The organism is Shimia gijangensis, from assembly GCF_900142085.1.
GTDB classification, from domain to species: Bacteria; Pseudomonadota; Alphaproteobacteria; order Rhodobacterales; family Rhodobacteraceae; genus Shimia; species Shimia gijangensis.
In genome coordinates this window covers 31,723-53,705 of record NZ_FQZQ01000010.1, presented here as the reverse complement: position 1 = coordinate 53,705, position 21,983 = coordinate 31,723, and the positions used below count along the sequence as shown (strand labels likewise).

Genomic DNA, 21,983 nt, shown 5'->3' with positions numbered 1-21,983 from the left:
ATGAAAATCGAACAAATTCACCACGTCGCTTATCGCTGTAAAGACGCCAAAGAGACCGTTGAATGGTACAACAAGATGCTGAACATGGACTTTGTTCTGGCCATCGCAGAAGATCACGTGCCTTCAACCCACGAGCCGGATCCCTACATGCATATCTTTATGGATGCGGGTAACGGCAACGTTCTGGCGTTCTTTGAACTGCCTACAAAAGCTGAAATGGGTCGTGATCCAAACACCCCAATCTGGGTGCAACATATTGCTTTCAAAGTAAAAGATCGCGACACACTGATCGAATTCCGTGATCATCTGGTTGCCAATGGCGTTGACGTTCTTGGTGTCACAGACCACTCGATCTTCCACTCGATTTACTTCTTTGATCCCAATGGTCACCGCGTGGAACTGGCCTGTCCGGACCCCGAGGAAGAAGCCATGTTGAAGCGCATGGACTCGGTTAAGTGGGACATGCTGGAAGAATGGTCACAGACCAAGAAAGCCCCCAAGCACGCTGATTGGCTGCACGCCAAAGAGTTGAAGAAATAAGTTAACTTCGCAACTAAATTGCGATAAGATCAAGCAACCGGCCTTTCGGGGCCGGTTGTTTTGTAAGGCAGGGTAAGCTGATGACTGACACGATCCTTTATGACTATTGGCGCTCGTCGGCGAGCTATCGTTTGCGCATCGCGATGAACCTTGCCGGGATCGAATATCAGGCCATTTCGGTGGATCTTGTCAAAGGTGATCACAGGTCGGCAGAGCATCTGGCGCGCAATCCGCAAGGGTTGGTACCGGTTCTTGAAATCGACGGCCACAGCTTTACGCAATCTCTGGCCATTCTGGATTACCTGAATGAAACCAGAGGATTAGGCCTTTCTCCCAAGGATCCCGCCGAGGCCACCAAAGTCAAAGCGCTGGCCCATTCTGTCGCCGTAGACGTGCATCCGGTGTGCAATCTGGGCGTCGTTGGCCATGTCTCGCGGCTGTTGCCTGAGGTCCCCGAGGCCAAGGTCGACTGGATGAAGCATTTCATCCCAACCGGGCTGCGGGCTTTTGAAACTCTGTTGGCGGAATTTGAGCAAACGCCGTTCTGCTGCGGGGATACACCGTCGCTGGCAGATGTCTGTTTGATGCCGCAACTGTATAATGCCCATCGCTGGGGTGTGGATTTCTCGGATTGCCCGCGCATTCAGAAAGTCGAGGCCGCTTGTGGTGAACATCCGGCCTTTGCCGCAGCCTATCCGGACGCCGTCAAACCGGCCTAAACATCAAGTTTGTTTCAAATTGTAATGAACTGCGCCAAGGGTGCGGTTTGTCCGTTTTGTACAAATTTTTTTGGCAGACTCTCCGGTTTGCACAAAACCCCAAAAGTGATTTTTTACGCCATTGAGTTACCAGTTTTTCAGATTTAGTGAATTTGTGTAACATTTTTCTTGCAACGAATCGCAATCCACCCTATCCCGACCATGCGGTCGGCTAATTTTGCCGATGAACAGGATACTAACCAAAGGCAGACACCCATGGATGCATTCATCTGCGACGCAACCCGGACCCCGATTGGGCGATACGGCGGCGCGCTTTCTTCGATCCGAACTGACGACCTCGCCGCGCTTCCTATTGCGGCCCTGATCGAGCGTAATCCGCAGGTGGATTGGGCCAGCATTGATGATGTGATCTACGGCGACGCCAACCAAGCAGGCGAAAGCAATCGTAACGTCGCACGTATGGCAGCGTTGCTCGCCGGTCTGCCAGTGGACGTTCCGGGCACAACCGTAAACCGACTGTGCGCCAGCGGTATGGATGCTGTCGGCATGGCGTCACGCGGGATCAAGGCGGGTGACTATGACATGGCCATCGCGGGCGGTGTCGAAAGCATGAGCCGCGCGCCGTTTGTGATGCCCAAAGCCACCAGCGCCTTTACCCGCGCGAATGCGGTCTATGACACCACCATCGGCTGGCGCTTTACCAACAAAAAGATGCACGAGATGTACGGCACGGATTCGATGCCGCAGACGGCTGACAATGTCGCCGAGGATTACAACATCAATCGTGCCGATCAGGACGCCTTTGCCGCCACCAGCCAAGCCCGTTGGGCGGCTGCGCATGAGGCGGGTGTCTTTAAGGATGAGATCACGCCTGTTTCTGTTGCACAGCGTAAGGGTGATCCTGTGATTGTGGATACAGATGAACATCCCCGCCCCGGCACTTCGGCTGAAAAGCTATCTGGTTTGAAGGGCGTAAACGGCGCTGACAAGACCGTGACGGCAGGCAACGCGTCTGGCGTGAATGACGGTGCCGCGGCGATCTTGCTGGCCAACGAGGCCGCGGCTGCCAAAAACGGTCTGAAACCAATGGCGCGGATTGTTGGCATGTCGACAGCGGGCGTGGAGCCGCGCATTATGGGCATCGGCCCGGTGCCAGCCAGCCGCAAGGTTCTGGCGCGCGCCGGTCTCAGCATCGATCAGATGGATGTGATAGAACTGAACGAAGCGTTTGCGTCTCAGGGTCTGGCGACCTTGCGCGAGCTTGGCGTTGCGGACAACGCACCCCATGTAAATCCTAATGGTGGCGCGATTGCCATCGGTCACCCGCTGGGCATGTCCGGCGCGCGGCTGGTGCTGACGGCCGCTTATCAATTGCAACGCACCGGTGGGCGCTATGCGCTGTGCACCATGTGCGTCGGTGTCGGCCAGGGTGCCGCCATCATTATCGAACGCGTTTAAGGGAGGAGACCTGCTAATGTATGCACAGCTCATCAAAACGGCCCGCTCTGGCATCAAATCTCGTGAAGAGATGTCGGAACAGGAACGTGAGTTTCAGGACAAAATCGACAATGACATCAAGATCGAACCTCGGGATTGGATGCCGGATGATTATCGCCGCACGCTGATCCGCCAAATGGGTCAGCATGCGCACTCTGAGGTCGTCGGCCAACTGCCAGAGGGCAACTGGATCACCCGTGCGCCCACGCTTGAGCGCAAAGCGATCCTGCTGGCCAAAGTGCAGGACGAGGCAGGCCACGGTCTGTATCTCTATTCCGCCGCCGAAACGCTGGGCGAGAGCCGCGACGAGTTGGTGCGTTTGCTGCACGAAGGGCGGATGAAATACTCGTCGATCTTTAACTACCCCACACTGAACTGGGCCGATATTGGTGCCGTTGGGTGGCTGGTGGATGGCGCGGCCATTGTGAACCAGGTCGCCCTGCAACGGACATCTTACGGCCCCTACAGCCGCGCGATGATCCGCATCTGTAAAGAAGAAAGCTTTCACGCCCGACAGGGGTATCACGCGATCATGAACATGGCCTTTGGCACGCCCGAACAGAAACGTCAGGCGCAAAGCGCTGTGGATCGTTTGTGGTTCCCTGCAATCATGATGTTTGGCCCCACGGACGCGGATTCGACCAACTCGGATCAGTCGATGGCCTGGAAGATCAAAGTCAAATCGAACGACGAGTTGCGTCAGCAATTTGTCGACCAGACCGTGCCTCAAATTGAATATCTGGGTCTCGATCTGCCAGACGCAGGCATCAAGTGGAACGAAGAGCGTGGCCACTATGATTTCTCGGATCCCGATTGGTCAGAATTCTTTGACGTCATCAAGGGCAATGGCCCTTGCAACGTTGATCGTCTGAAAGACCGCGTCGCGGCTTGGGACGATGGTGAATGGGTGCGCGATGGTCTGATGGCCCACGCACAGAAAAAAGCCGCTGCCAAAGTTGCAGCTGAATAAAAATCTCGAGGAGGAATGAGATTATGAAAAACGAATGGCCCCTCTGGGAAATCTTCATCCGCGGTCAGCATGGCATGAGCCACCGTCACGTCGGTTCGCTGCACGCCCCTGACGCCGAAATGGCTGTCAAAAATGCGCGCGATGTTTACACCCGCCGCAACGAAGGCGTGTCGATCTGGGTGGTGGAAGCCAAACACATTTCGGCAACCGCACCGGGCGACAAAGGCCCACTGTTCGAACCATCGGAATCAAAGATCTACCGTCACCCAACGTTCTTTGACATCCCAGAAGAAGTGGGAAGCATGTAATGTCTGTCGATAAACAACACTTGTTGCAGTTCCTGCTGCGTCAGGGGGATAACACCCTGGTGCTGGGACACCGCGTATCGGAATGGTGCGGTCACTCGCCCATTCTGGAAGAGGATATCGCGCTCGCCAACACGGCGCTGGACCTGATTGGCCAGACACAAATGTGGCTGGGTTACGCCGCAGAAGTGCAGGGCGAAGGCAAGAGCGCCGACGATCTGGCCTTTCTGCGCGACGCCTGGGATTTCCGCAATGTGCTGCTGACCGAATTGCCGAACGGCGACTTTGGCCGCACATTGCTGCGCCAGTTCCTGTTTGATGCGTTCCAGTCGGTTCTGATGGGCCGCTTGATGCAGTCGTCTGACGAAACCGTGGCCGCGATTGCTGCCAAGGCTTCCAAAGAAGTGGCCTATCATGTGGAACGCTCGGCTGACACGGTTGTGGGTCTGGGTGATGGCACCGAGGAAAGCCACCGCCGCATGCAAGAAGCGCTTGAGTATCTCTGGCCATATGTGGGCGAGATGTTTGCCAGCGACGAAACGGATGCGGCCATGGCTGCAGCGGGTATTGCCCCTGATCCGGCGAGTTTGCGCGAAGAATATGACGCGCTGATCAGCAAGGTGTTGACCGACGCCACGCTGGACATTCCAGCGGCGACCTATGCCCACAAGGGTGGTCGCACAGGCTATATGCATACTGAACATCTGGGGCATTTGCTGACCTCGATGCAGTGGTTGCAGCGCGCCTATCCGGGCTGTGAGTGGTAAAGACCCATGAGCAATCCTTCGGTGGAACAGGTCTGGGAATGGCTGGAAACCATTCCTGACCCCGAGATCCCGGTGATTAGCCTCATCGATCTTGGCATCATCCGGAATGTGGAATGGCAGGGCGACACTTGCGTCGTTGCTGTCACGCCCACCTATTCCGGCTGTCCGGCAACCTCGATGATCAACATGGACATTGAGACCAAGCTGCGTGACTGCGGGCTCGAGAAAATCGAACTCAAGCAACAGCTTAGCCCGGCGTGGACCACTGACTGGATGTCTGACAAAGCCCGCGACGCTTTGGAGAAATACGGGATCGCCCCACCGCAAGCGGCGGGCGGGCCCAAACGCTGCCCCCGATGCGGTGGCGACCACCTAGAAAAACTGAGCCAGTTCGGCTCGACCCCGTGCAAGGCACAATGGCGCTGCCAGGACTGTCTTGAACCCTTTGAATACTTCAAGTGCATCTGACGCGCTTAAGGGAGGAACCACTATGGCACGCTTTCACGATCTGGAAGTTACCGATATCCACAAGACCATTCGCGACGCCGTTGTCGTGACCCTCAAGCCCGTCAATGGCGCGGCTGAGGAATTTGACTTTACCCAAGGCCAATACCTGACCTTCCGCCAGGATTTTGACGGAGACGAATTGCGCCGGTCCTATTCGATCTGTGCTGGCAAGGACGAAGGCATTCTGCAAGTTGGCATCAAACGTGTCGACGGCGGTGCGTTCTCAACCTGGGCCAATGAAGACCTGAACGTCGGAGACACGCTGCAAGCGATGCCGCCGATGGGTGGCTTTTTCACAGCGCTCGATGCAGGCAACGAAAAGAACTACCTCGGCTTTGCCGGTGGGTCAGGCATCACGCCGGTTCTGTCGATCCTGAAAACCACGCTGGCGACCGAGCCAGACAGCACATTCACCTTGGTTTACGCCAACAAGGGCGTGAACACGATCATGTTCCGCGAAGAGCTGGAAGACCTCAAGAACATCTATATGGGCCGCTTTAATGTGATCCATGTTCTGGAAACCGACGCACAGGAGATTGACCTGTTCACAGGTCTGGTCACGGAAGAAAAATGTGCGCAACTGTTTGCCACGGGCTGGATCGACATCACATCCGTCGACACCGCGTTCATCTGTGGCCCCGAACCAATGATGCTGGGCATTGCAGCCGCCCTGCGCACAGGTGGATTGGACGACAGCCAGATCAAGTTTGAACTGTTTGCATCGTCACAACCGGGCCGCGCCAAGAAACGCGCTGTGTCGACCGATGCGGCATCTGCCGCCAATCAGGCGACTGCGGTGATCACGTTGGATGGGTCAACCCAGACAATTGAAACACCCAAGGACATCAGCATTCTGGACGCCGCCATTGGCAACAAAATGGACGCGCCCTATGCCTGTAAGGCGGGTGTGTGTTCGACCTGTCGCTGCCGCGTGATCGAAGGCGAAGTTGATATGGTCGCCAACCACGCGCTTGAGGATTACGAGGTCGAAAAGGGCTATGTCCTGTCGTGCCAGTCCTATCCCGTCACAGACAACGTTGTTGTCGACTTTGACCAGTAAGGAGACCTGATCATGGCTGAAGATATGAGCATTGAAAGCTATCTCGCCCAGGGCGGCGTGCTGACAAATCCGACCAACGTGCCGCCACGCTATCGCGCCGAGTTGATGAAGCTGATGACCACATTTGTGGACAGTGAGCTGGCAGGCGCGGCAGGCTTTGCCGACGTCATCAACGCAGGCCCCGGCATCAAGGAGCGCATCGCGGCGGCGAAAATTGTTCTGGAAAAGACTGATAATGCCGACCGTGTGTTGAAGATCATGGGCGAATTTGGTGTGGACGGCGATCGCTATGCCAGCCACCACCCATGGACCGCACGTTTGGGACGTGACGCCGACATTGGCGCGTCACGCACCGAGCACGACATGCGTCTGGCGGTGTTCAACTATCCGCTGGAAGGCTGGAGCGATGCGGTGGTGATGAACCTGTTGATGGGTCGCGCTGTGGCAGTACAGATGGCCGAGTTCTCAATGGTGTCTTATCAACCGTTGGCCGAAGCGTTCCGCGCGGTGGCCCCGGTCGAAGCGCGCCACGCGGAGTTGGCCGCAGAAGGTGTGACCAAACTGGCCGAAAGTGGCGACACCGCCGCCCTTCAGGCGAGCGTTGACTACTGGTGGCCGCGCGTAGCGGCATCCTTTGGGGCAGCGGATTCGACCAAAGCGGATAGCCTAAAGGCGATGGGTTTGCGCAAGTCGACCAATGCCGAATTGAAAACCCGCTGGGAAGCAGAAACCAAATCAGTGCTGGATGGGTTGGGCCTTAAGGCTGCCTGATCTGATCGCTTAGCTGCAAAGCCAAAGCGCCCTCCAGAAATGGGGGGCGTTTTTCTTTGCAAGACGTGACAAGTAGGGTGAAGTCCCCCACCGCACATGTTGTCAGTGGCCGCTTTGCGAGACAAAGCGTCCATTGTTTCTGCAGCACGTCTTATCCGGTCATGTACGCACTGAGTTCGCTCCAAACTTATACGAGCGCATGGCCTTCGACACGGCCTTCAAAAGCAAGCTGAGTGGCAGTGATATTGAATAACACTCGCGGGAAAAGCTAGATTACACACAAGTTAAAGCCAGGCGACCGGTCAGCAAGGCAATACGTTGGCTTTGCGAAACAGGGAATATGGCGGCAGTCAGAAAACGCCATGGCTAAATTGCCGCGACTTGAAGAACAAAGGATTAAGACCATGAAAATTTTGGCAACGGCAGCGGCAGCGGCTCTGATTGCATCTCAGACATTTGCAGGTACGTACGAAGTCAGATGCGAGACAACGGCAGTACCCTATCAGGAAACCGTCAAAGGCGGAGAACCCGAAAAGGTTATCGGTGGAGCGGTCATAGGCGGCGTGATCGGAAAAGTCGTAACTGACGATAATGCCGGCGCTGCTGTCGGCGCGGTCATTGGCGGGGTTGTCGGCCATGAAAACAGCAAAACAACCGTCACCAAATACAAAGACGTCGAAACCTGCAAGAATGTGTTTATTCCTGATCGTGTCACCGATGCGGAAACGCTTGAACAGGTCTTGCAGAATTTAAACGATGGCCAGTCCGTCAGTAAAGAAATGATCATGGACGTGCAGTACACGATTGGCGTCGCCTATGACGGTAAATGGGGGCCAATGTCTCGACGGGCTGCAGAGGAATATCTGGCAAACCTCGAGCCTGGCGCACAGCCCGAAGCGCCGTTGTATTCACTGGTCGTCAATGATGTGGTCATCGTCAGTTCAGCCGATGCAAATGCGATCGATGAGATCAAGAAGGCGCTGTTTGAAGCAGGCGTCGACTCGCAAATCTTCGTTGATTTGCAGTGAGGCGCCGGGAGGTGATTGCCAACTTGTGCGTGCGTTAGGGGCTGATCAGGTGTCCAGCCCCGTTTTTGTGGGCCACTTCCGTACAGAGGTACAGGGACAGGCAGTCGCCCTTTGTGCCGAAACTTGCGATTTTCTCGGTCAGACGCCATGCGCCTCAGGCTGTGACTTTGCAAGAGTGCAAGGCCAGATCCTCAGGCTTTCGAGCTTGGGTCAATTTGACCCGCTTTTTTCGCCCCTCTCTTCGTGCTTTTCCAGCTTGTCCACGGTACGCATCAATACTTTCGACAGCTGAGTGATCTGTTGTTCGTTCAAAGCCTGTTCCAGTAAGTCTTTGTCATGGGTCGCCAAAGCCTGCATCGACGCCTCGGCGCGGGTTTTGCCTTTGGGGGTGAGACGCACAAAGCGGCTGCGTTGATCGTCGGGGTTGTCGATGCGTTGAATCAGACCGTCCTGTTCAAGTTGCCCCAGAACTTTGGTCAACCCCCCCGAGGTGATCAGGATGGCCTGCAACAGGGCTGTGGGGGTCATTTGCCACGGCTCAGGCTGGCCGCGCAATGTCATCAGCGCCTCAAAGGCTGCCATGGTCAGGCCAAATTCGGCAATCAAGGCTTTGCTGCTTTCAAACACCAGATCGTTGAGCCGGATCACCCCCAGCATCACTCGGGTTTCGGGACGATCAAAGTCGGGCCAGTTTTGCTGATAATCCTGTAAGATTTTTGCCAGAGGCTGTTTACTGGTCATCGGTTTCCCTTCACTTTTGGCTTGCCAGAAAGTTGCATGAACTGTAAGAAATGTGAATACCTTTCTAGAAAGATAAACCATGCGCACCGTCAGAGACCGCATTCGCCATACGCTGATGTTTGAAGCCATCGCACTGTTTTTTGTCGCAACAGTGGGCGCTTGGGTGACGGGGCATTCGATGGCCGCCCTCGGGACATTGGGCGTGTTGTTCAGCCTGCTCGCGATGGCTTGGAACTTTGTCTTTAACTGGCTGTTTGATCTGTGGGATCGCAAGTATCGCGGCATGGCCCCGCGTGGGGCTGGCATTCGCGTTGTTCACGCGGTGTTGTTTGAAGCGTTCCTGATCATCGTCGGAATTTTTGTCACCGCATGGTGGCTGAGCATTTCGTATCTTGATGCGCTCTTGCTGGATTTGGGATTTTCGGCGTTCTTTTTGGTCTACGCCTATGTGTTTAACTGGAGCTACGACATCGTCTTTCCGGTGCCACGCGGCGACAGGGGCGAAGTGGCGCCGTGAGTTAAAGCGTCTTAACGCCGCCGAGGATCAGATTGCTGACCAGCTCTGCATAGTCTTCGCGGGCGTCTGATCCGGCGCCGGAATTCCACATGTAATACCAGTTCAGCATGCCAAATACGGACATGGTCGCCGAGCGCAACTTGTTGGAATCAGGGGCAAACGTATCCGGATCCAGCGCCGCAACAATGTCACTCACAAAGACCACCATGTCGCGCTGATAGCCGCGCAACAGCTTCTGCTGATCCTCGGGCAAGGCTGACATGGAGCCGATCTGAACCTGATGTTCGTGATCGGCGCCCTGATAGGCCTGCAGGGTCACCGCCACCACGCCCCGCAACCTGTCATCTGGGCCCAGCCCATCAAGGCTGAGGCCACAGATGGCGTCGCGCAATTCGCGCAGATAGGTCTCTAAGATATCAAACAGCAAGGCGTCCTTGCTGTCGTAATAGTGGTAGATATTGGCCTTGGAGATCCCGCACTCGCGCGCAAGCATGGACATGGATGCGCGATCATAACCTTCTGTGGCGAACACCTTGGCGGCATTCTTGAGAATCTGGTCGCGCTTCTGGTCGTGGTCTTTTGCGATTGTGCGGGCCAAAACTTACTCCTTGTCGCGGTTGTCGATAACACGAACCGCTTTGCCTTGGGAACGGGCGACATCGCCGGGATCACCGACAACGACCTCGGTTGAAACACCGATCATGTCTTTGATATGTTTGGTCAACATCCGCGCGGCGGCGGTTTTGGACAGGTTGTCGGCAGCTTCAGGCGTGACCTCAACAAACACCCGCATCGCATCCATGCGGCCGGCTTTGTACAGTTCGATCTGGAAGTGCGGTGACAGACCGCCTGTGGCCATAACCTGTTCTTCGACCTGGGTCGGGAACACGTTAACACCGCGCAGGATAATCATGTCATCGGACCGGCCGGTGATCTTGGCCATGCGACGCATAGAGCGCGCAGTGCCCGGCAGCAATGTCGTCAGGTCGCGGGTGCGATAGCGGATCATTGGCATGCCTTCTTTGGTGAGCGTGGTGAAGACCAGCTCGCCTTCTTCGCCATCCTCAACCACTTCGCCCGTCGCGGGGTTGATGATCTCGGGGTAATAGTGGTCTTCCCAGACGTGCAAGCCGTCTTTGGTTTCCACACATTCATTGGCGACACCGGGGCCCATGATTTCAGAAAGTCCATAGATATCAACCGCATGCATATCGAACGCGGCCTCAACCTCAAGCCGCATGGCGTTGGTCCATGGCTCGGCCCCAAAGATACCGACCGACAGCGAGCAGCTGCGGGGGTCGATCCCGGCTTTGCGGAAGCCTTCGAGGATGTTGAGCATATAAGACGGGGTCACCATGATGCCGTCGGGTTTGAAGTCGGTGATCAGGCCAACCTGTTTCTCGGTCTGCCCGCCGCTCATTGGAACAACGGTCGCGCCAAGGCGTTCGATGCCGTAATGCGCGCCAAGACCCCCGGTGAACAGGCCATAGCCATAGGCGTTGTGAACCATGTCGCCTTTGCGAAGGCCAGAGGCCCGCAAAGACCGCGCGACGGTGTCGGCCCAGACATCGATGTCGTTTTGGGTGTAGCCGACAACCGTCGCCTTGCCAGTGGTGCCGGAAGAGGCGTGAATGCGGATGATCTCTTCGCGCGGAACCGCAAACAGGCCAAACGGATAGTTGTCGCGCAGGTCATTTTTATAAGTAAACGGGAACTTCGCCAGATCGCTGAGGGTTTTCAGATCGTCCGGGTGCACGCCAGCGTCGTCAAAGCGTTTCTTGTACATCGGCACATTGTCATAGGCGTGGCGCACCGACCATTTCAGGCGCTCAAGCTGCAGGCTGCGGATTTCGTCGACCGAGGCAATTTCAATTGGATCAAGATCGGATTTCTTGGGGGTAAGGTCTTTCATCGCGTCCTCCTCGACACTTATTCTTCGAAAAGCTGGCCCTTGATTGCGCGGGAAAAGCCCCGAAACTCTGCAATCTTGGTACCGTCCTGTTTGGTCACTGTCACGTCATAGATGCCGCTGCGTCCGGTCAGGCTGACCTCAGACGCGGTGGCGGTGAGTACATCGCCAACCCGGCCGGGGGCGAGATAGCTGATCATATTGTGCTGGGCCACAGTCGACTGATTGCGACTGTTGCAGGCAAAAGCAAAGGCGCTGTCGGCCAGGGAAAAGGTGATGCCACCGTGGCAGATGGCGTGGCCGTTGGCGTGGCTTTCCTGCACGGTCATTTGCAACACGGCGCGGCCTTCGTCCATTTCGACAATCGACATGCCCAAGGTCTGGCTGGCGCGGTCACCGGCCCACATGGCAGCGGCAGAGCGGTCTGCGCGTTCCTTTGGTGTCATGGTCAGCTTCCTTTGAACGCAGGCGCGCGTTTTTCGAGGAATGCCGAAACACCTTCGGCGTAATCGGCACTTTCGCCACAGGTTTTCATCGCGTCCGCTTCCAGTTCAAGGTGATCTTGCAACGTATCAACCGCTGCGGCCTGAATGCATTGTTTGGTCAGGCCCAGACCCAAGGTCGGACCATTGGCAAATTGATCTGCCATTTTGCGGGCCTCATCCATCAGGTCGGCGTCTGGCACAGCTTTCCAGATCAGGCCCCAGTCTTCGGCTTGCTGCGCCTTCAAAGGTTGGGCGGTAAAGGCGAGCCCCTTGGCGCGGGCTTCGCCCAAAAGACGCGGCAAGTGCCAGCTGCCGCCCGTATCCGGGATCAGGCCAACTTTGGAAAACGACTGAATGAACTTGGCGCTCTCAGCCGCCAGCACCATGTCACAGGCCAGCGCAAGGTTCGCCCCTGCCCCGGCGGCGACGCCGTTCACGGCACAGATCACCGGGAAGTTCAGAGACCGGATCAGATTGACCAGAGGCGCATAAAACGTGCGCACGGTGTTACCTAGATCAGGCGGGCCATCCATTTTGGAAGGGTCACGATCGCCCAGATCCTGACCGGCGCAAAAGCCGCGACCAGACCCGGTCAGAAGAATCGCCCGAGCGCCATTGTCGCGCGCCTTTTCGATTTCTCCACGCAATGCGTAGTGCATCTCGTCATTAAAGGAATTCAGTCGATCAGGGCGGTTCAGGGTGATCTCCACCCAGTTTCCGTGATCTTGCGCAAGAATCGTATCGCTCATAGCGGCCTCAAAGTTCGAAAATTACGAGGTTGTTCTTGCATAAACCGAACGGTTGGTCAATAAAGCTCCGCAAGTTTGATTCTCAACGTGCGGAATATTTGAATATGACGGATCAGTCCCCTGTCTTGGTGACCTTTGATGGCGATGTGGCCCGGGTCGAGATCAACAATCCTCCGGTCAATGCGACCTCGACGGCTGTGCGCCAGGGGTTGGCCGATGCGGTGGCCGCGGTGCAAGGTGCACGTGTGGCGGTGCTGACCTGTGCAGGCCGCACATTTGTGGCCGGTGGCGACATGTCAGAATTTGACGCCCCCCCGGCCGAGCCGCATTTGCCCGACGTCGTGCAATTGATCGAAGACAGCCAAGTGCCTTTTTTGGCCGCGATGCATGGCAATGTGCTGGGCGGCGGGCTCGAGATTGCTATGGGCTGTGCGTGGCGAATTGCCGCCAAGGGCACGGGCTTTGGTCTGCCGGAAGTGAATGTTGGGTTGATCCCCGGCGCGGGCGGCACACAACGCCTGCCCCGACTGATCGGCATGAAAGCTGCAATTGATGTGGCCTGTTCGGGTAAAATCCTGAAGGCCGAGGAAATGCACAGCCTTGGTGCGGTTGATGCAGTGGTGGACAACCTCGAGGTGGCGATTGCGGACTTTGTCCAGAACCTGCCCGAGCGGCCCGTTGCTGTGCGTCAACGCCAAGTGCCCGCCTTTGACGCCGAATTGATCGAAGCGGCGCGGGCCACCTTGGTCAAACGCGCCAAGGGGCAGACGTCACCGTTGGAAAACCTCGAGGCGCTGCAGTGGGCCACAGAGGCTTTTGAGATCGGCCAGCCCAAAGAACGCGCGCGCCATCTGAAGCTGCGCCATTCGCCCGAGAGCCGTGCTTTGCGGCATGCGTTTTTTGCCGAACGGATGGTGGCCAAGCCGGATGCAATTAGAGGCGCAACACCGCGTGAGATCAACCATATTGCCGTGGTTGGCGGTGGGTTGATGGGGGCTGGTATTGCCACATCTGCGTTGAACGCCGGCCTGTCTGTGACGCTCATCGAGCGTGATGCCGAAGCGGCCGCGATGGCCGAGACCCGTGTGCATGGCCTTTTGGAAGGTGCGGTAAAGCGGGGCAAGATGGCGCCAGAAACTTTTAAGGCGCGCAAGGCGGCGTTTCGGGCGGTATGGGATTACGCAGAGGCCGCGAACATTCCGCTGGCGATTGAGGCGGTGTTTGAAAACGTCGACGTCAAACGCGATGTGTTCCGCCAGCTTGCAGCTGTGATGGCGCCGGATGCCATTCTGGCGACCAACACATCCTACCTTGATCCGATGGAGATATTCGAGGGTGTTGCGCACCAAAACCGCTGTCTGGGTCTGCATTTTTTCAGCCCAGCCCACATCATGAAGCTGTTGGAGATCGTCAAGACACCGCACACGGACGCAAGCGTTCTGGCCACGGGATTTGCCTTGGGCAAACGGATGCGCAAGGTCTCCGTCCTTTCGGGCATTTGTGATGGGTTCATTGGAAACCGGATGCTGGCGGCCTATCGCCGGGCGGCAGATTACCTGTTGGCCGATGGCGCGCTGCCCTATCAGGTGGATGCAGCGATGCGCGAAATGGGCCTGCCGATGGGGCCTTATGAGATGCAGGATCTGACCGGATTGCAGATTGCATGGGCCAATCGTCAGCGTCAGGCCGAAACCCGTGACCCCGCCGAACGTTATGTAACTATCGGCGATCAATTGTGCCAAATGGACCGTCTGGGCCAGCGCAGTGGCAAGGGTTGGTACGCCTATGAAGAAGGTAATCGCACCCCGCAGCGCGACCCATTGGTCGAAGCGATGATTGAGGAATACTCTGCAAAACAAGGGATTTCCCGCCGCGCGTTCACCAACGAAGAGATCGCCGGACGCCTGTTGGCCGTATTGGCGAATGAAGGCGCGCGAATCGTGGAAGAGGGCATTGCCGAGCGTGACGCCGACGTAGACATTGTAAAAATTCACGGCTACGGTTTTCCACGATGGCGTGGCGGACCCATGCAGTATGCAACCGAAATCGGTTGGGGAAAAACAAAAGAATTCATGCAGTTGGTGGACGCAGAAAGCCCCAACTCGTGGACCATCGCGTCGAACCCCGATGCGGTTTGAAATATGAACCGAAAGTGTTGATAGTTACAAAATTAACAATTAACACATTCATCAATTGCCTATTTTGGGAGGACCTCATGGCTAAATTTTCGAAACTCACTTCGCTTCTGGCAGGTGCCACATTGGCTCTGTCGGGTGCCGCTGCATTCGCGGCTGACCACACACTGACAATCTCGAGCTGGGCTCCGCCCACGCATGGCATCAACGCAAAAATGTGGCCCAAATTCGTTGAGATGGTTGAAGCAGCCACCGACGGTAAAGTCACCGCCGAGCTGAAACTGGGCATCGCCCCACCCCCAGCCCAAATGGATCTGGTCATGGATGGTGCGGCTGACGCATCGATCATCTTCCACGGCTACCAGGCTGGTCGTTTCGTGATGACAAAAATGATCGAACTGCCCGGTTACGAAGGTTCAGCTGAAGCCGCATCAGTTGCTTACTGGCGCGCCTATGAGGCCCACCTTGCAGCAGCTAACGAGCACCGCGGCGTGAAAGTCATCGCATTGCACACACACGGTCCTGCGCAGCTGCACTCGAACAAAGCTGTGACATCGATGGATCAGGTCGCTGGCATGAAAATCCGCATCCCCGGTGGTGTGGGTGGTGATGTTGGTGCCGCGCTTGGTGCCACAGGCATCGCGGTTCCAGCCCCTAAGGTGTATGAAACTCTGGCGTCGAACGCTGCTGACGGTGTGGTCATGCCGTTTGAAGGCCGCAAAGGTTTCAAGCTGACCGAAGTTGCAACCAACGTTTATGAAATGCCCGGTGGTCTGTACCGTGGATCGTTCGCCTTCATCATGAACGAAGACACATTTGCTGATCTGCCTGCAGACCTGCAGGCGGCGCTGGACGAGCAAGTCTTTGGTGAGCCTCTGAGCCGTGAAATCGGTAAGATCTGGGACGAGATCGACACTATTGGTCGTGACGCCACAACATCGACCGAAGGCAACGCCATCAACGCAGCCACTGCTGCCGATCTGGAAGCTTTCAACGCAATTGCGTCGGACGTACGTGCCAAAGTGATCGCCGAAGTGACTGCTGGTGGTGTTGACGGCCAAGCCGCATACGACCTGATCGTCAAGGAAATGGCTGCTAACTAAGCCTATCCTCTGAGCCAATCCAAAGTCCCCGGCAGGTTGACTTGCCGGGGTCACCCCCACCTTCTTAAGCCACGAAAGGGTTGCCCTGATGGCCTCGCTCCTTCACGCAATCCGCCGCCTTAGCAGCATTCCTGTCTATGTTGCCTGCGCGGCGCTTTTCATTCTCATGGTCATGACCTTTTGCGACGTCATTCTGCGCTCGATTTTCAATGCCCCAATCGAAGCCGCCACCGAACTGACCCGCATCCTGATGGCCATTCTGGTTTTTGCCGTTTTGCCCGTCATGTCGTCCCGCGCCGATCATATCGCGGTTGATTTGACTGACGGCTTTTTCGCACGTCTGCGCCTCACCCGCATACGCGATGGCCTGGTATTTCTGTTTTCCGGCATCATGCTGTTCTGGCCGATCAAGCGCGTCTGGGTGCTGGCGGAACGCGCCCGCGACTATGGCGATGTCACAGAATATCTGCACATCCCGCAATTCTATATCGGCTGGTTCATTGCGGTCTTCACCGCAATTGCCGCCGTTGCAATGATCGTTGTCGGTCTGTTGCATTTCCTTGCCCCCCATCTTTTGACGGAGCGACGCGCATGACTGCCGCACTTATTGGGTTCGCCCTTGTTCTTGTTCTGGTGCTTGTGCGCCTGCCGATCGTGTTTGCCATGGGCCTTGTCGGCACCTTGGGCTACGCCTATGAGCGCGGCGGATCAATCTTTGACGAGCGCGGCATCAAGGCCGCCATGTCGATGGTGGGTCGCCAGATCACCGACACCGCACAGGATTATGGCTTGTCAGTTGTCCCGCTGTTCATCCTCATGGGTCTGTTCGTAAACAAAGGCGGCATGGCCAAAGAGCTGTACGCCGTCTCAAACGCCTTTCTGGGGCACATGCGGGGCGGGATCGCCATGGCAACCGTGGCCGCCTGTGGTGGCTTTTCTGCGATCTGTGGATCGTCGCTGGCCACAGCCGCAACCATGTCCAAAGTCGCCATGCCCGAGATGCGCCGCTATGGCTATTCGGATGAGTTGTCGACAGCGTCGATCGCAGCCGGTGGCACATTGGGCATTCTCATTCCGCCCTCTGTCATTCTGGTGATCTACGGCCTGCTGACCGAAACCTCAATTGGCAAGCTGTTCATGGCGGGTATTCTGCCAGGCACCCTGGGCATCCTGTTTTACCTCGGCGCAGTGCGTTGGACCGTGTGGCGCAACCCCGACTCGGGTCCTGCAGGCGAGCGCGCAGGCTGGGGTCAGCGGTTGCTGGCGTTGAAATCGGTCTGGGCCGTGTTGCTGTTGTTCTTCCTTGTGATTGGCGGGCTTTACGGCGCGTTTGATTTTGAGCCTTTGAACCTGACATTCTCGCCCACTGAAGCCGCCGGCATGGGTGCGATGGGCGCGTTTCTGATCGCCTTGTTCCGGGGGGGTTTGACAGTAAAATCGACATTCGAAGTGTTGAAAGAAACGTCCTTTACCGCCGCTGCGTTGTTCTCGGTTCTGATCGGCGCGCAGATTTTCTCGAACTTCATCAACCTTGCGGGCCTGCCCGAAGCGTTGATCGCCATGGTCACAGCCTATGATGTGCCAAACTTTATGGTCATCCTGATGATCCTTGGCATCTACATCATTCTGGGTTGTGTGTTTGAATCCCTGTCGATGCTGTTGCTGACCGTTCCGATCTTTTTCCCACTGGTCGTCAGCCTTGGCTATGACCCTATCTGGTTTGGTATCGTCGTTGTGGTGGTGACCGAGATTTCGCTGATTACGCCACCTGTTGGGTTGAACGTGTTCATCCTAAAAGGTGTTGTGGGCGACGTGTCGACCGCAACGATTTTCCGGGGTGTGACACCGTTCTGGATCGCTGACATCTTCCGTCTGGCGCTGATCGTGTTGGTGCCATGGATCGTACTGGTGCTGCCGGAACAAATGGGCGCGATTGGACACTGATGTTTGTTTTGACGGACCTTCCTGACGGGTTTCACGACGACCCCTATCCGCACTACAGGCGGCTGCGTGAAGACGCGCCCGCCTGTGTTCAACCCGACGGCAGCGTGATCGTGTCACGGTATGAAGATCTGGACCGGATTTACCGCGACACCACGACGTTCATCTCGGACAAAAAGGCGGTGTTTGGCCCCAAGTATGGTGTCGACTCACCGCTTTATGAGCATCACACCAACTCATTGGTGTTTAACGACCCGCCCCTGCACACCCGCGTGCGCAAGGTGATGGTGGGGGCGATGAACCCGCGTGCGCTGGCCCAGATGGAACCGGGGCTGGAGCTGTTGATTGCGAGCCTTCTGGACAAGATGGAAGGCCAGAGAGACGTTGAGCTGATGGAAGCCTTTGCAGGCGCCATCCCGATTGAGGTGATCGGCAACATGTTGGGCATTCCACGCGACCAACGCGATCCTTTGCGGGACTGGTCGCTGTCTATTCTGGGCGCGCTTGAGCCACAACTGACACCGGAACAAGAGGCACATGGCAATCAGTCGGTGCGTGACTTTAAGGTCTTTCTGCGCGGTATCATTGAAGATCGCAAAGCCAATCCGGGCGATCCCGAAGTTGATGTGCTGACACGGCTGATCCACACCGAAGGCGACCATCTGACCGAAGTTGAGCTGTATCAGAACTGTATCTTCATTCTGAACGCCGGGCATGAGACCACCACCAACCTGATTGGCAATTCGATTGAGTTGCTGGACCGTTTCCCCGACAAACGCGCCGAGCTGATCGCCAACCCCAAGTTGATCACCACCGCCGTGGATGAGTTTCTGCGCATGGAAAGCCCCAACCAGTTTGGCAACCGGCTGACCACGTCTGAGATTGAGATGCACGGCGTCACCATCCCCAAGGGGACCGACATTCATCTGTGCATGGGGGGTGCCAATCGTGATCCCGCGCAGTTTCCAAACCCAGACGAGATGAAGCTGGACCGCCGCCCTAACAAACACATCGCCTTTGCCGGTGGCGTGCATACCTGTGTTGGCCTGACGCTGGCGCGGATGGAGGGCCGTATTGCGGTGGGGCGTTTCCTGGAGCGGTTCCCGAAGTTTGAGATTACCGACGGTATGGAACGTGGTGGACGCTTGCGGTTCCGTGGATTTTCCAAACTGCCAGCACGGTTGGACTAGCAGGTTTATGACGTCGAGGTGTTTTGCTGCAAGCTTATTGACCGACCGTTCGGTCATGTAATAGATTGCCGGTAACAATCGGATTCGAATGACGGGCGCAGGTGTGCCCGATGAGGAGATTAAGATGACCATCCAACAGATTTCCAGCTTTGCCGCAGGCGAATGGCTTGCCCCTGGCGCCGGAGCCCGCAACATTGCCAGCGCCATCACCGGCGACGTGATTGCCAGCGCGGGCAACAATGACCTCGATGTACAGGCGATGCTGGACTACGGTCGCAAAGTGGGTGGCGCAAACCTGCGCAAGATGACGTTCCATGACCGCGCACGCATGCTCAAGGCGGTTGCCCTTCATCTGCAGAAAAATCGTCAGGCGATGTATGATCTGTCGTTTGACACCGGAGCCATCCAGTCAGATCACCTGATCGACATCGATGGCGGCATTGGCACGATGTTGGTGTTTGCCTCGAAAGGCCGTCGCGAGATGCCGGACGGGCATGTCTATCTGGACGGCGAAGTGGAACAGCTGTCGCGCAATGGCACATTCCTTGGTCAGCACATTTGCACGTCGCTCCAAGGCGTGGCCGTGCATATCAACGCGTTCAACTTCCCGGTTTGGGGCATGTTGGAAAAGGTTGCCCCGACCCTGTTGGCGGGTGTGCCCTGTATTGTGAAACCGGCGACAAATTCGTGCTACGTGACCGAATTGTGCGTACGCCTGATGCTGGACAGCGGGTTGTTGCCCGAAGGGGCACTGCAACTGGTCTCGGGCGGTCTGGGCGACATGCTGGACCGCTTGACCATGCAGGATGTGGTGAGCTTTACCGGCTCGGCTGATACGGCAATGAAGTTGCGTTCAAACCCTGTGATCCTTGAGAACTCGGTGCGGTTTGTCGCTGAGCAGGACAGTCTCAATGCCTCGATCCTTGGACCGGATGCAGAGCCCGGCACGCCTGAGTTTGATCTGTTCGTTAAGGAAGTGCAGCGCGAGATGACCACCAAGGCGGGGCAGAAATGTACGGCTATTCGCCGGATATTCGCGCCGGAAAACACGGTGCAGGCCGTGATCGAAGCCCTGTCAGCGCGTCTTGCAAAAACGGTGATCGGCGATCCACGTCTGGAAACCACTCGCATGGGGGCGCTGGTCTCGAACGGCCAAAAACGTGACGTTCTGGAAAAGGCCGCCATTATCGGCCAGGAAGCTGAGCGCGTTTATGGCGACCCCGAAAACTTTACCGTAGATGGCGCGGACGCCGAGAGAGGCGCTTTTGTGCCGCCGATGCTGTTCCATTGCGCCGACCCGGACAATGCCCAGCGCGTGCATGACACCGAGGCCTTTGGCCCAGTGTCGACGGTCATGGGCTACCGCGATGTCGATCACGCCGTTGAGCTGGTCAACAAGGGCATGGGGTCGCTGGTGGCCTCGGTCATCACTCATGACTCGGACGTGGCGCGTCAGGTTGCGATGGGCGCGGGTGCGTATCATGGGCGGATTTACTTCAACAACCGCGACTCGATGAAGGAATCGACCGGCCACGGATCTCCCCTGCCCCATATGGTGCACGGTGGACCGGGTCGCGCAGGTGGCGGCGAAGAGCTGGGCGGCATTCGCGGCGTAAAGCATTACATGCAGCGCACCGCCATTCAGGGCTCGCCTGATATCCTGTCGGCGATTGGTGGCACTTGGGTGCCCGGTGCGGCCGAGATCAAAGGCCCGGCGCATCCGTTTACCCGGACATTCCACGAGGTGTCGATTGGCGAGACGATGTACACCGAGCCGCGCATTGTCACCATGGAAGACATCGAACACTTTGCCAATTTCACTGGCGACACCTTCTATGCGCACATGGATCAAGACGCCGCCGAGCGGAACCCGTTTTTCCCGGGTCGTGTGGCGCATGGCTATCTCTTGCTGTCCTTCGCCGCCGGACTGTTTGTGGAGCCGAACGAAGGTCCGGTTCTGGCCAACACAGGGCTGGATAATCTGCGCTTTATGAAGCCTGTGTCGGCGGGCGACAGCATCAAGGTGCGCCTGACCGTCAAGAAAAAGACCCCGCGCAACGAAGAGTATGGCGAAGTGCGCTGGCACGTGACGCTGACCAATCAGGATAACGAAATGGTTGCGGAATACGAACTGCTGACCATGAACGCCTACTGAAGCAACGACGCATCACCGGCCCTGACAATTGGGGCCGGTGGGATGGTCAATCCCGCCCTGTCACAGTATTGAACGGACATGGCAAGTGACACAAATTCCTGGTTCGAAGACAGTATTCAGACCCTGACCTACAACCGCAATCAACGGGTGTGGTCGATCATCGTATCCTTGTTTGGCGATCTTGCCCGCGCGCCCGGCGACCGGATCAGCGGCAGTCAGTTGTCCCGCATCACCGAGCCGATGGCGATCAAACCCGAGGCGGTGCGCGTCGCGCTGCATCGTTTGCGCAACGACGGCTGGATCGCCAGCGAAAAGTCCGGGCGGTCTAGCTTTTACCACCTGACCCAAAGCGGCCTTGTTCAAAGTGAGGCGGCCAGCCCAAGGATTTACACCCGTGATGTGATCTATCCTGACGTCTGGCATCTGTGCATTCCCGAACCTTTGCGCAAATCAGAACGCGATGAACAGGCCCGGATAATGCGCCGCGAGGGGTATGTCTCGGTGGCTCAGGGGGTCTATCTGGGGCCTGAGGTTGCGCCCAAGCGGGACGATTGCCTGACAATCAGTGGCGATTTGGGGGTTTTGCCCAGATGGCTGAAGCAACAGATTTCCCCGCCACAATCGGTCAAAGCCTATGAGGATCTGGAACAAGCGTTGGATCGGTTTGCACAGATCCTGGAAAACGCCCCGACCCCGACCCCGTTAGAGGTGGCAACATTGCGCACGATCATTGTGCATGTCTGGCGCCGCGCGCTATTCAGCCATCCGGACCTGCCCGATGCGTTTTTTCCCGAAGGTTGGCGTGGCACGGCCTGCCGACACAAGGTGATGGATGCCCTTGATCGTCTGGGATTGCCAGGTCTGGACAGTTTAAGCGCCTAAAAGGGGCGTGAA

General features: G+C 56.9%; 23 protein-coding genes. 18 read left to right on the top strand and 5 right to left on the bottom strand.

The genetic code is table 11. The features are described 5' to 3' along the window. The 10 genes from BUC32_RS10165 (at nucleotide 1) to BUC32_RS10120 (ending at nucleotide 8,164) form a co-directional block, all read left to right on the top strand. Nucleotides 1-540, top strand: a complete 540-nt coding sequence (locus tag BUC32_RS10165) for a VOC family protein (RefSeq protein ID WP_073252218.1) — start codon at nucleotides 1-3, stop codon at nucleotides 538-540. 80 nt (nucleotides 541-620) lie between these two features. Next, nucleotides 621-1,259 (top strand): maleylacetoacetate isomerase, encoded by a 639-nt coding sequence (gene maiA / locus BUC32_RS10160; protein WP_073252217.1) that lies wholly within the window; start codon nucleotides 621-623, stop codon nucleotides 1,257-1,259. A 255-nt stretch (nucleotides 1,260-1,514) separates the two neighbouring features. Next, complete coding sequence (gene pcaF, locus BUC32_RS10155) at nucleotides 1,515-2,717, top strand: 3-oxoadipyl-CoA thiolase (RefSeq protein ID WP_073252215.1); 1,203 nt, start codon at nucleotides 1,515-1,517, stop codon at nucleotides 2,715-2,717. 16 nt (nucleotides 2,718-2,733) lie between these two features. Next, nucleotides 2,734-3,726, top strand: a complete 993-nt coding sequence (gene paaA, locus BUC32_RS10150) for a 1,2-phenylacetyl-CoA epoxidase subunit PaaA (RefSeq protein WP_073252213.1) — start codon at nucleotides 2,734-2,736, stop codon at nucleotides 3,724-3,726. A 23-nt stretch (nucleotides 3,727-3,749) separates the two neighbouring features. After that, complete coding sequence (paaB, locus tag BUC32_RS10145; RefSeq protein ID WP_073252212.1) at nucleotides 3,750-4,034, top strand: 1,2-phenylacetyl-CoA epoxidase subunit PaaB; 285 nt, start codon at nucleotides 3,750-3,752, stop codon at nucleotides 4,032-4,034. After that, nucleotides 4,034-4,798 carry a 1,2-phenylacetyl-CoA epoxidase subunit PaaC gene (paaC, locus tag BUC32_RS10140; protein ID WP_073252210.1) on the top strand — a complete coding sequence of 255 codons (765 nt, stop codon included), beginning with the start codon at nucleotides 4,034-4,036 and terminating at the stop codon, nucleotides 4,796-4,798. Before paaB ends, paaC begins: the two co-directional genes overlap by 1 nt. A 6-nt stretch (nucleotides 4,799-4,804) precedes the next feature. Beyond that, nucleotides 4,805-5,266 (top strand): 1,2-phenylacetyl-CoA epoxidase subunit PaaD, encoded by a 462-nt coding sequence (gene paaD / locus BUC32_RS10135; protein ID WP_073252208.1) that lies wholly within the window; start codon nucleotides 4,805-4,807, stop codon nucleotides 5,264-5,266. 22 nt (nucleotides 5,267-5,288) lie between these two features. After that, nucleotides 5,289-6,365 carry a 2Fe-2S iron-sulfur cluster-binding protein gene (locus tag BUC32_RS10130; protein WP_073252207.1) on the top strand — a complete coding sequence of 359 codons (1,077 nt, stop codon included), beginning with the start codon at nucleotides 5,289-5,291 and terminating at the stop codon, nucleotides 6,363-6,365. Between the two features lie 12 nt (nucleotides 6,366-6,377). Then, complete coding sequence (locus BUC32_RS10125; protein ID WP_073252205.1) at nucleotides 6,378-7,136, top strand: Phenylacetic acid catabolic protein; 759 nt, start codon at nucleotides 6,378-6,380, stop codon at nucleotides 7,134-7,136. 404 nt (nucleotides 7,137-7,540) lie between these two features. Next, complete coding sequence (locus tag BUC32_RS10120; protein ID WP_175556920.1) at nucleotides 7,541-8,164, top strand: glycine zipper domain-containing protein; 624 nt, start codon at nucleotides 7,541-7,543, stop codon at nucleotides 8,162-8,164. Between the two features lie 210 nt (nucleotides 8,165-8,374). On the opposite strand, the gene BUC32_RS10115 is transcribed toward BUC32_RS10120, so the two are convergent. Next, nucleotides 8,375-8,905 carry a MarR family winged helix-turn-helix transcriptional regulator gene (locus BUC32_RS10115; protein WP_073252404.1) on the bottom strand — a complete coding sequence of 177 codons (531 nt, stop codon included), beginning with the start codon at nucleotides 8,903-8,905 and terminating at the stop codon, nucleotides 8,375-8,377. A gap of 79 nt (nucleotides 8,906-8,984) precedes the next feature. Between BUC32_RS10115 and BUC32_RS10110 the strand changes: the two genes are divergently transcribed. Continuing rightward, a complete protein-coding gene (locus BUC32_RS10110) occupies nucleotides 8,985-9,422 on the top strand; it encodes a PACE efflux transporter (RefSeq protein ID WP_073252201.1) in 438 nt (145 codons plus the stop codon). 1 nt (nucleotide 9,423) lies between these two features. Here BUC32_RS10110 and BUC32_RS10105 read toward each other — a convergent pair whose 3' ends face one another. The 4 genes from BUC32_RS10105 to paaG are packed head-to-tail and all read right to left on the bottom strand — an operon-like array spanning nucleotide 9,424 to nucleotide 12,565. After that, nucleotides 9,424-10,020 carry a TetR/AcrR family transcriptional regulator gene (locus tag BUC32_RS10105; protein WP_073252199.1) on the bottom strand — a complete coding sequence of 199 codons (597 nt, stop codon included), beginning with the start codon at nucleotides 10,018-10,020 and terminating at the stop codon, nucleotides 9,424-9,426. Between the two features lie 3 nt (nucleotides 10,021-10,023). Next, complete coding sequence (gene paaK / locus BUC32_RS10100; protein WP_073252197.1) at nucleotides 10,024-11,334, bottom strand: phenylacetate--CoA ligase PaaK; 1,311 nt, start codon at nucleotides 11,332-11,334, stop codon at nucleotides 10,024-10,026. Between the two features lie 17 nt (nucleotides 11,335-11,351). Then, nucleotides 11,352-11,777, bottom strand: a complete 426-nt coding sequence (gene paaI / locus BUC32_RS10095) for a hydroxyphenylacetyl-CoA thioesterase PaaI (RefSeq protein WP_073252195.1) — start codon at nucleotides 11,775-11,777, stop codon at nucleotides 11,352-11,354. A 2-nt stretch (nucleotides 11,778-11,779) separates the two neighbouring features. Beyond that, on the bottom strand, nucleotides 11,780-12,565 hold the full coding sequence (paaG, locus tag BUC32_RS10090) for a 2-(1,2-epoxy-1,2-dihydrophenyl)acetyl-CoA isomerase PaaG (protein ID WP_073252193.1): 786 nt from the start codon (nucleotides 12,563-12,565) through the stop codon (nucleotides 11,780-11,782). Between the two features lie 104 nt (nucleotides 12,566-12,669). Between paaG and BUC32_RS10085 the strand changes: the two genes are divergently transcribed. The 7 genes from BUC32_RS10085 (at nucleotide 12,670) to BUC32_RS10055 (ending at nucleotide 21,971) form a co-directional block, all read left to right on the top strand. Further along, nucleotides 12,670-14,703, top strand: coding sequence for an FAD-dependent oxidoreductase (locus BUC32_RS10085; RefSeq protein ID WP_073252191.1), 2,034 nt, complete (start codon nucleotides 12,670-12,672; stop codon nucleotides 14,701-14,703). Between the two features lie 77 nt (nucleotides 14,704-14,780). Continuing rightward, nucleotides 14,781-15,803, top strand: a complete 1,023-nt coding sequence (locus BUC32_RS10080) for a TRAP transporter substrate-binding protein (RefSeq protein ID WP_073252189.1) — start codon at nucleotides 14,781-14,783, stop codon at nucleotides 15,801-15,803. Nucleotides 15,804-15,891: 88 nt separating this feature from the next. Further along, nucleotides 15,892-16,398 carry a TRAP transporter small permease gene (locus tag BUC32_RS10075; protein ID WP_073252187.1) on the top strand — a complete coding sequence of 169 codons (507 nt, stop codon included), beginning with the start codon at nucleotides 15,892-15,894 and terminating at the stop codon, nucleotides 16,396-16,398. Further along, nucleotides 16,395-17,747, top strand: coding sequence for a TRAP transporter large permease (locus BUC32_RS10070; protein WP_073252185.1), 1,353 nt, complete (start codon nucleotides 16,395-16,397; stop codon nucleotides 17,745-17,747). Before BUC32_RS10075 ends, BUC32_RS10070 begins: the two co-directional genes overlap by 4 nt. After that, entirely contained in the window at nucleotides 17,699-18,934 is a 1,236-nt protein-coding gene (locus tag BUC32_RS10065) for a cytochrome P450 (RefSeq protein WP_073252183.1), read from the top strand. Before BUC32_RS10070 ends, BUC32_RS10065 begins: the two co-directional genes overlap by 49 nt. A 124-nt stretch (nucleotides 18,935-19,058) precedes the next feature. Next, nucleotides 19,059-21,089 carry a phenylacetic acid degradation bifunctional protein PaaZ gene (gene paaZ, locus BUC32_RS10060; protein WP_073252402.1) on the top strand — a complete coding sequence of 677 codons (2,031 nt, stop codon included), beginning with the start codon at nucleotides 19,059-19,061 and terminating at the stop codon, nucleotides 21,087-21,089. 78 nt (nucleotides 21,090-21,167) lie between these two features. Further along, the gene (locus BUC32_RS10055; protein ID WP_073252182.1) at nucleotides 21,168-21,971 is read left to right on the top strand and encodes a PaaX family transcriptional regulator C-terminal domain-containing protein; all 804 of its coding nucleotides are present in this window, start codon (nucleotides 21,168-21,170) and stop codon (nucleotides 21,969-21,971) included. The last annotated feature ends 12 nt before the right edge of the window (nucleotides 21,972-21,983 follow it).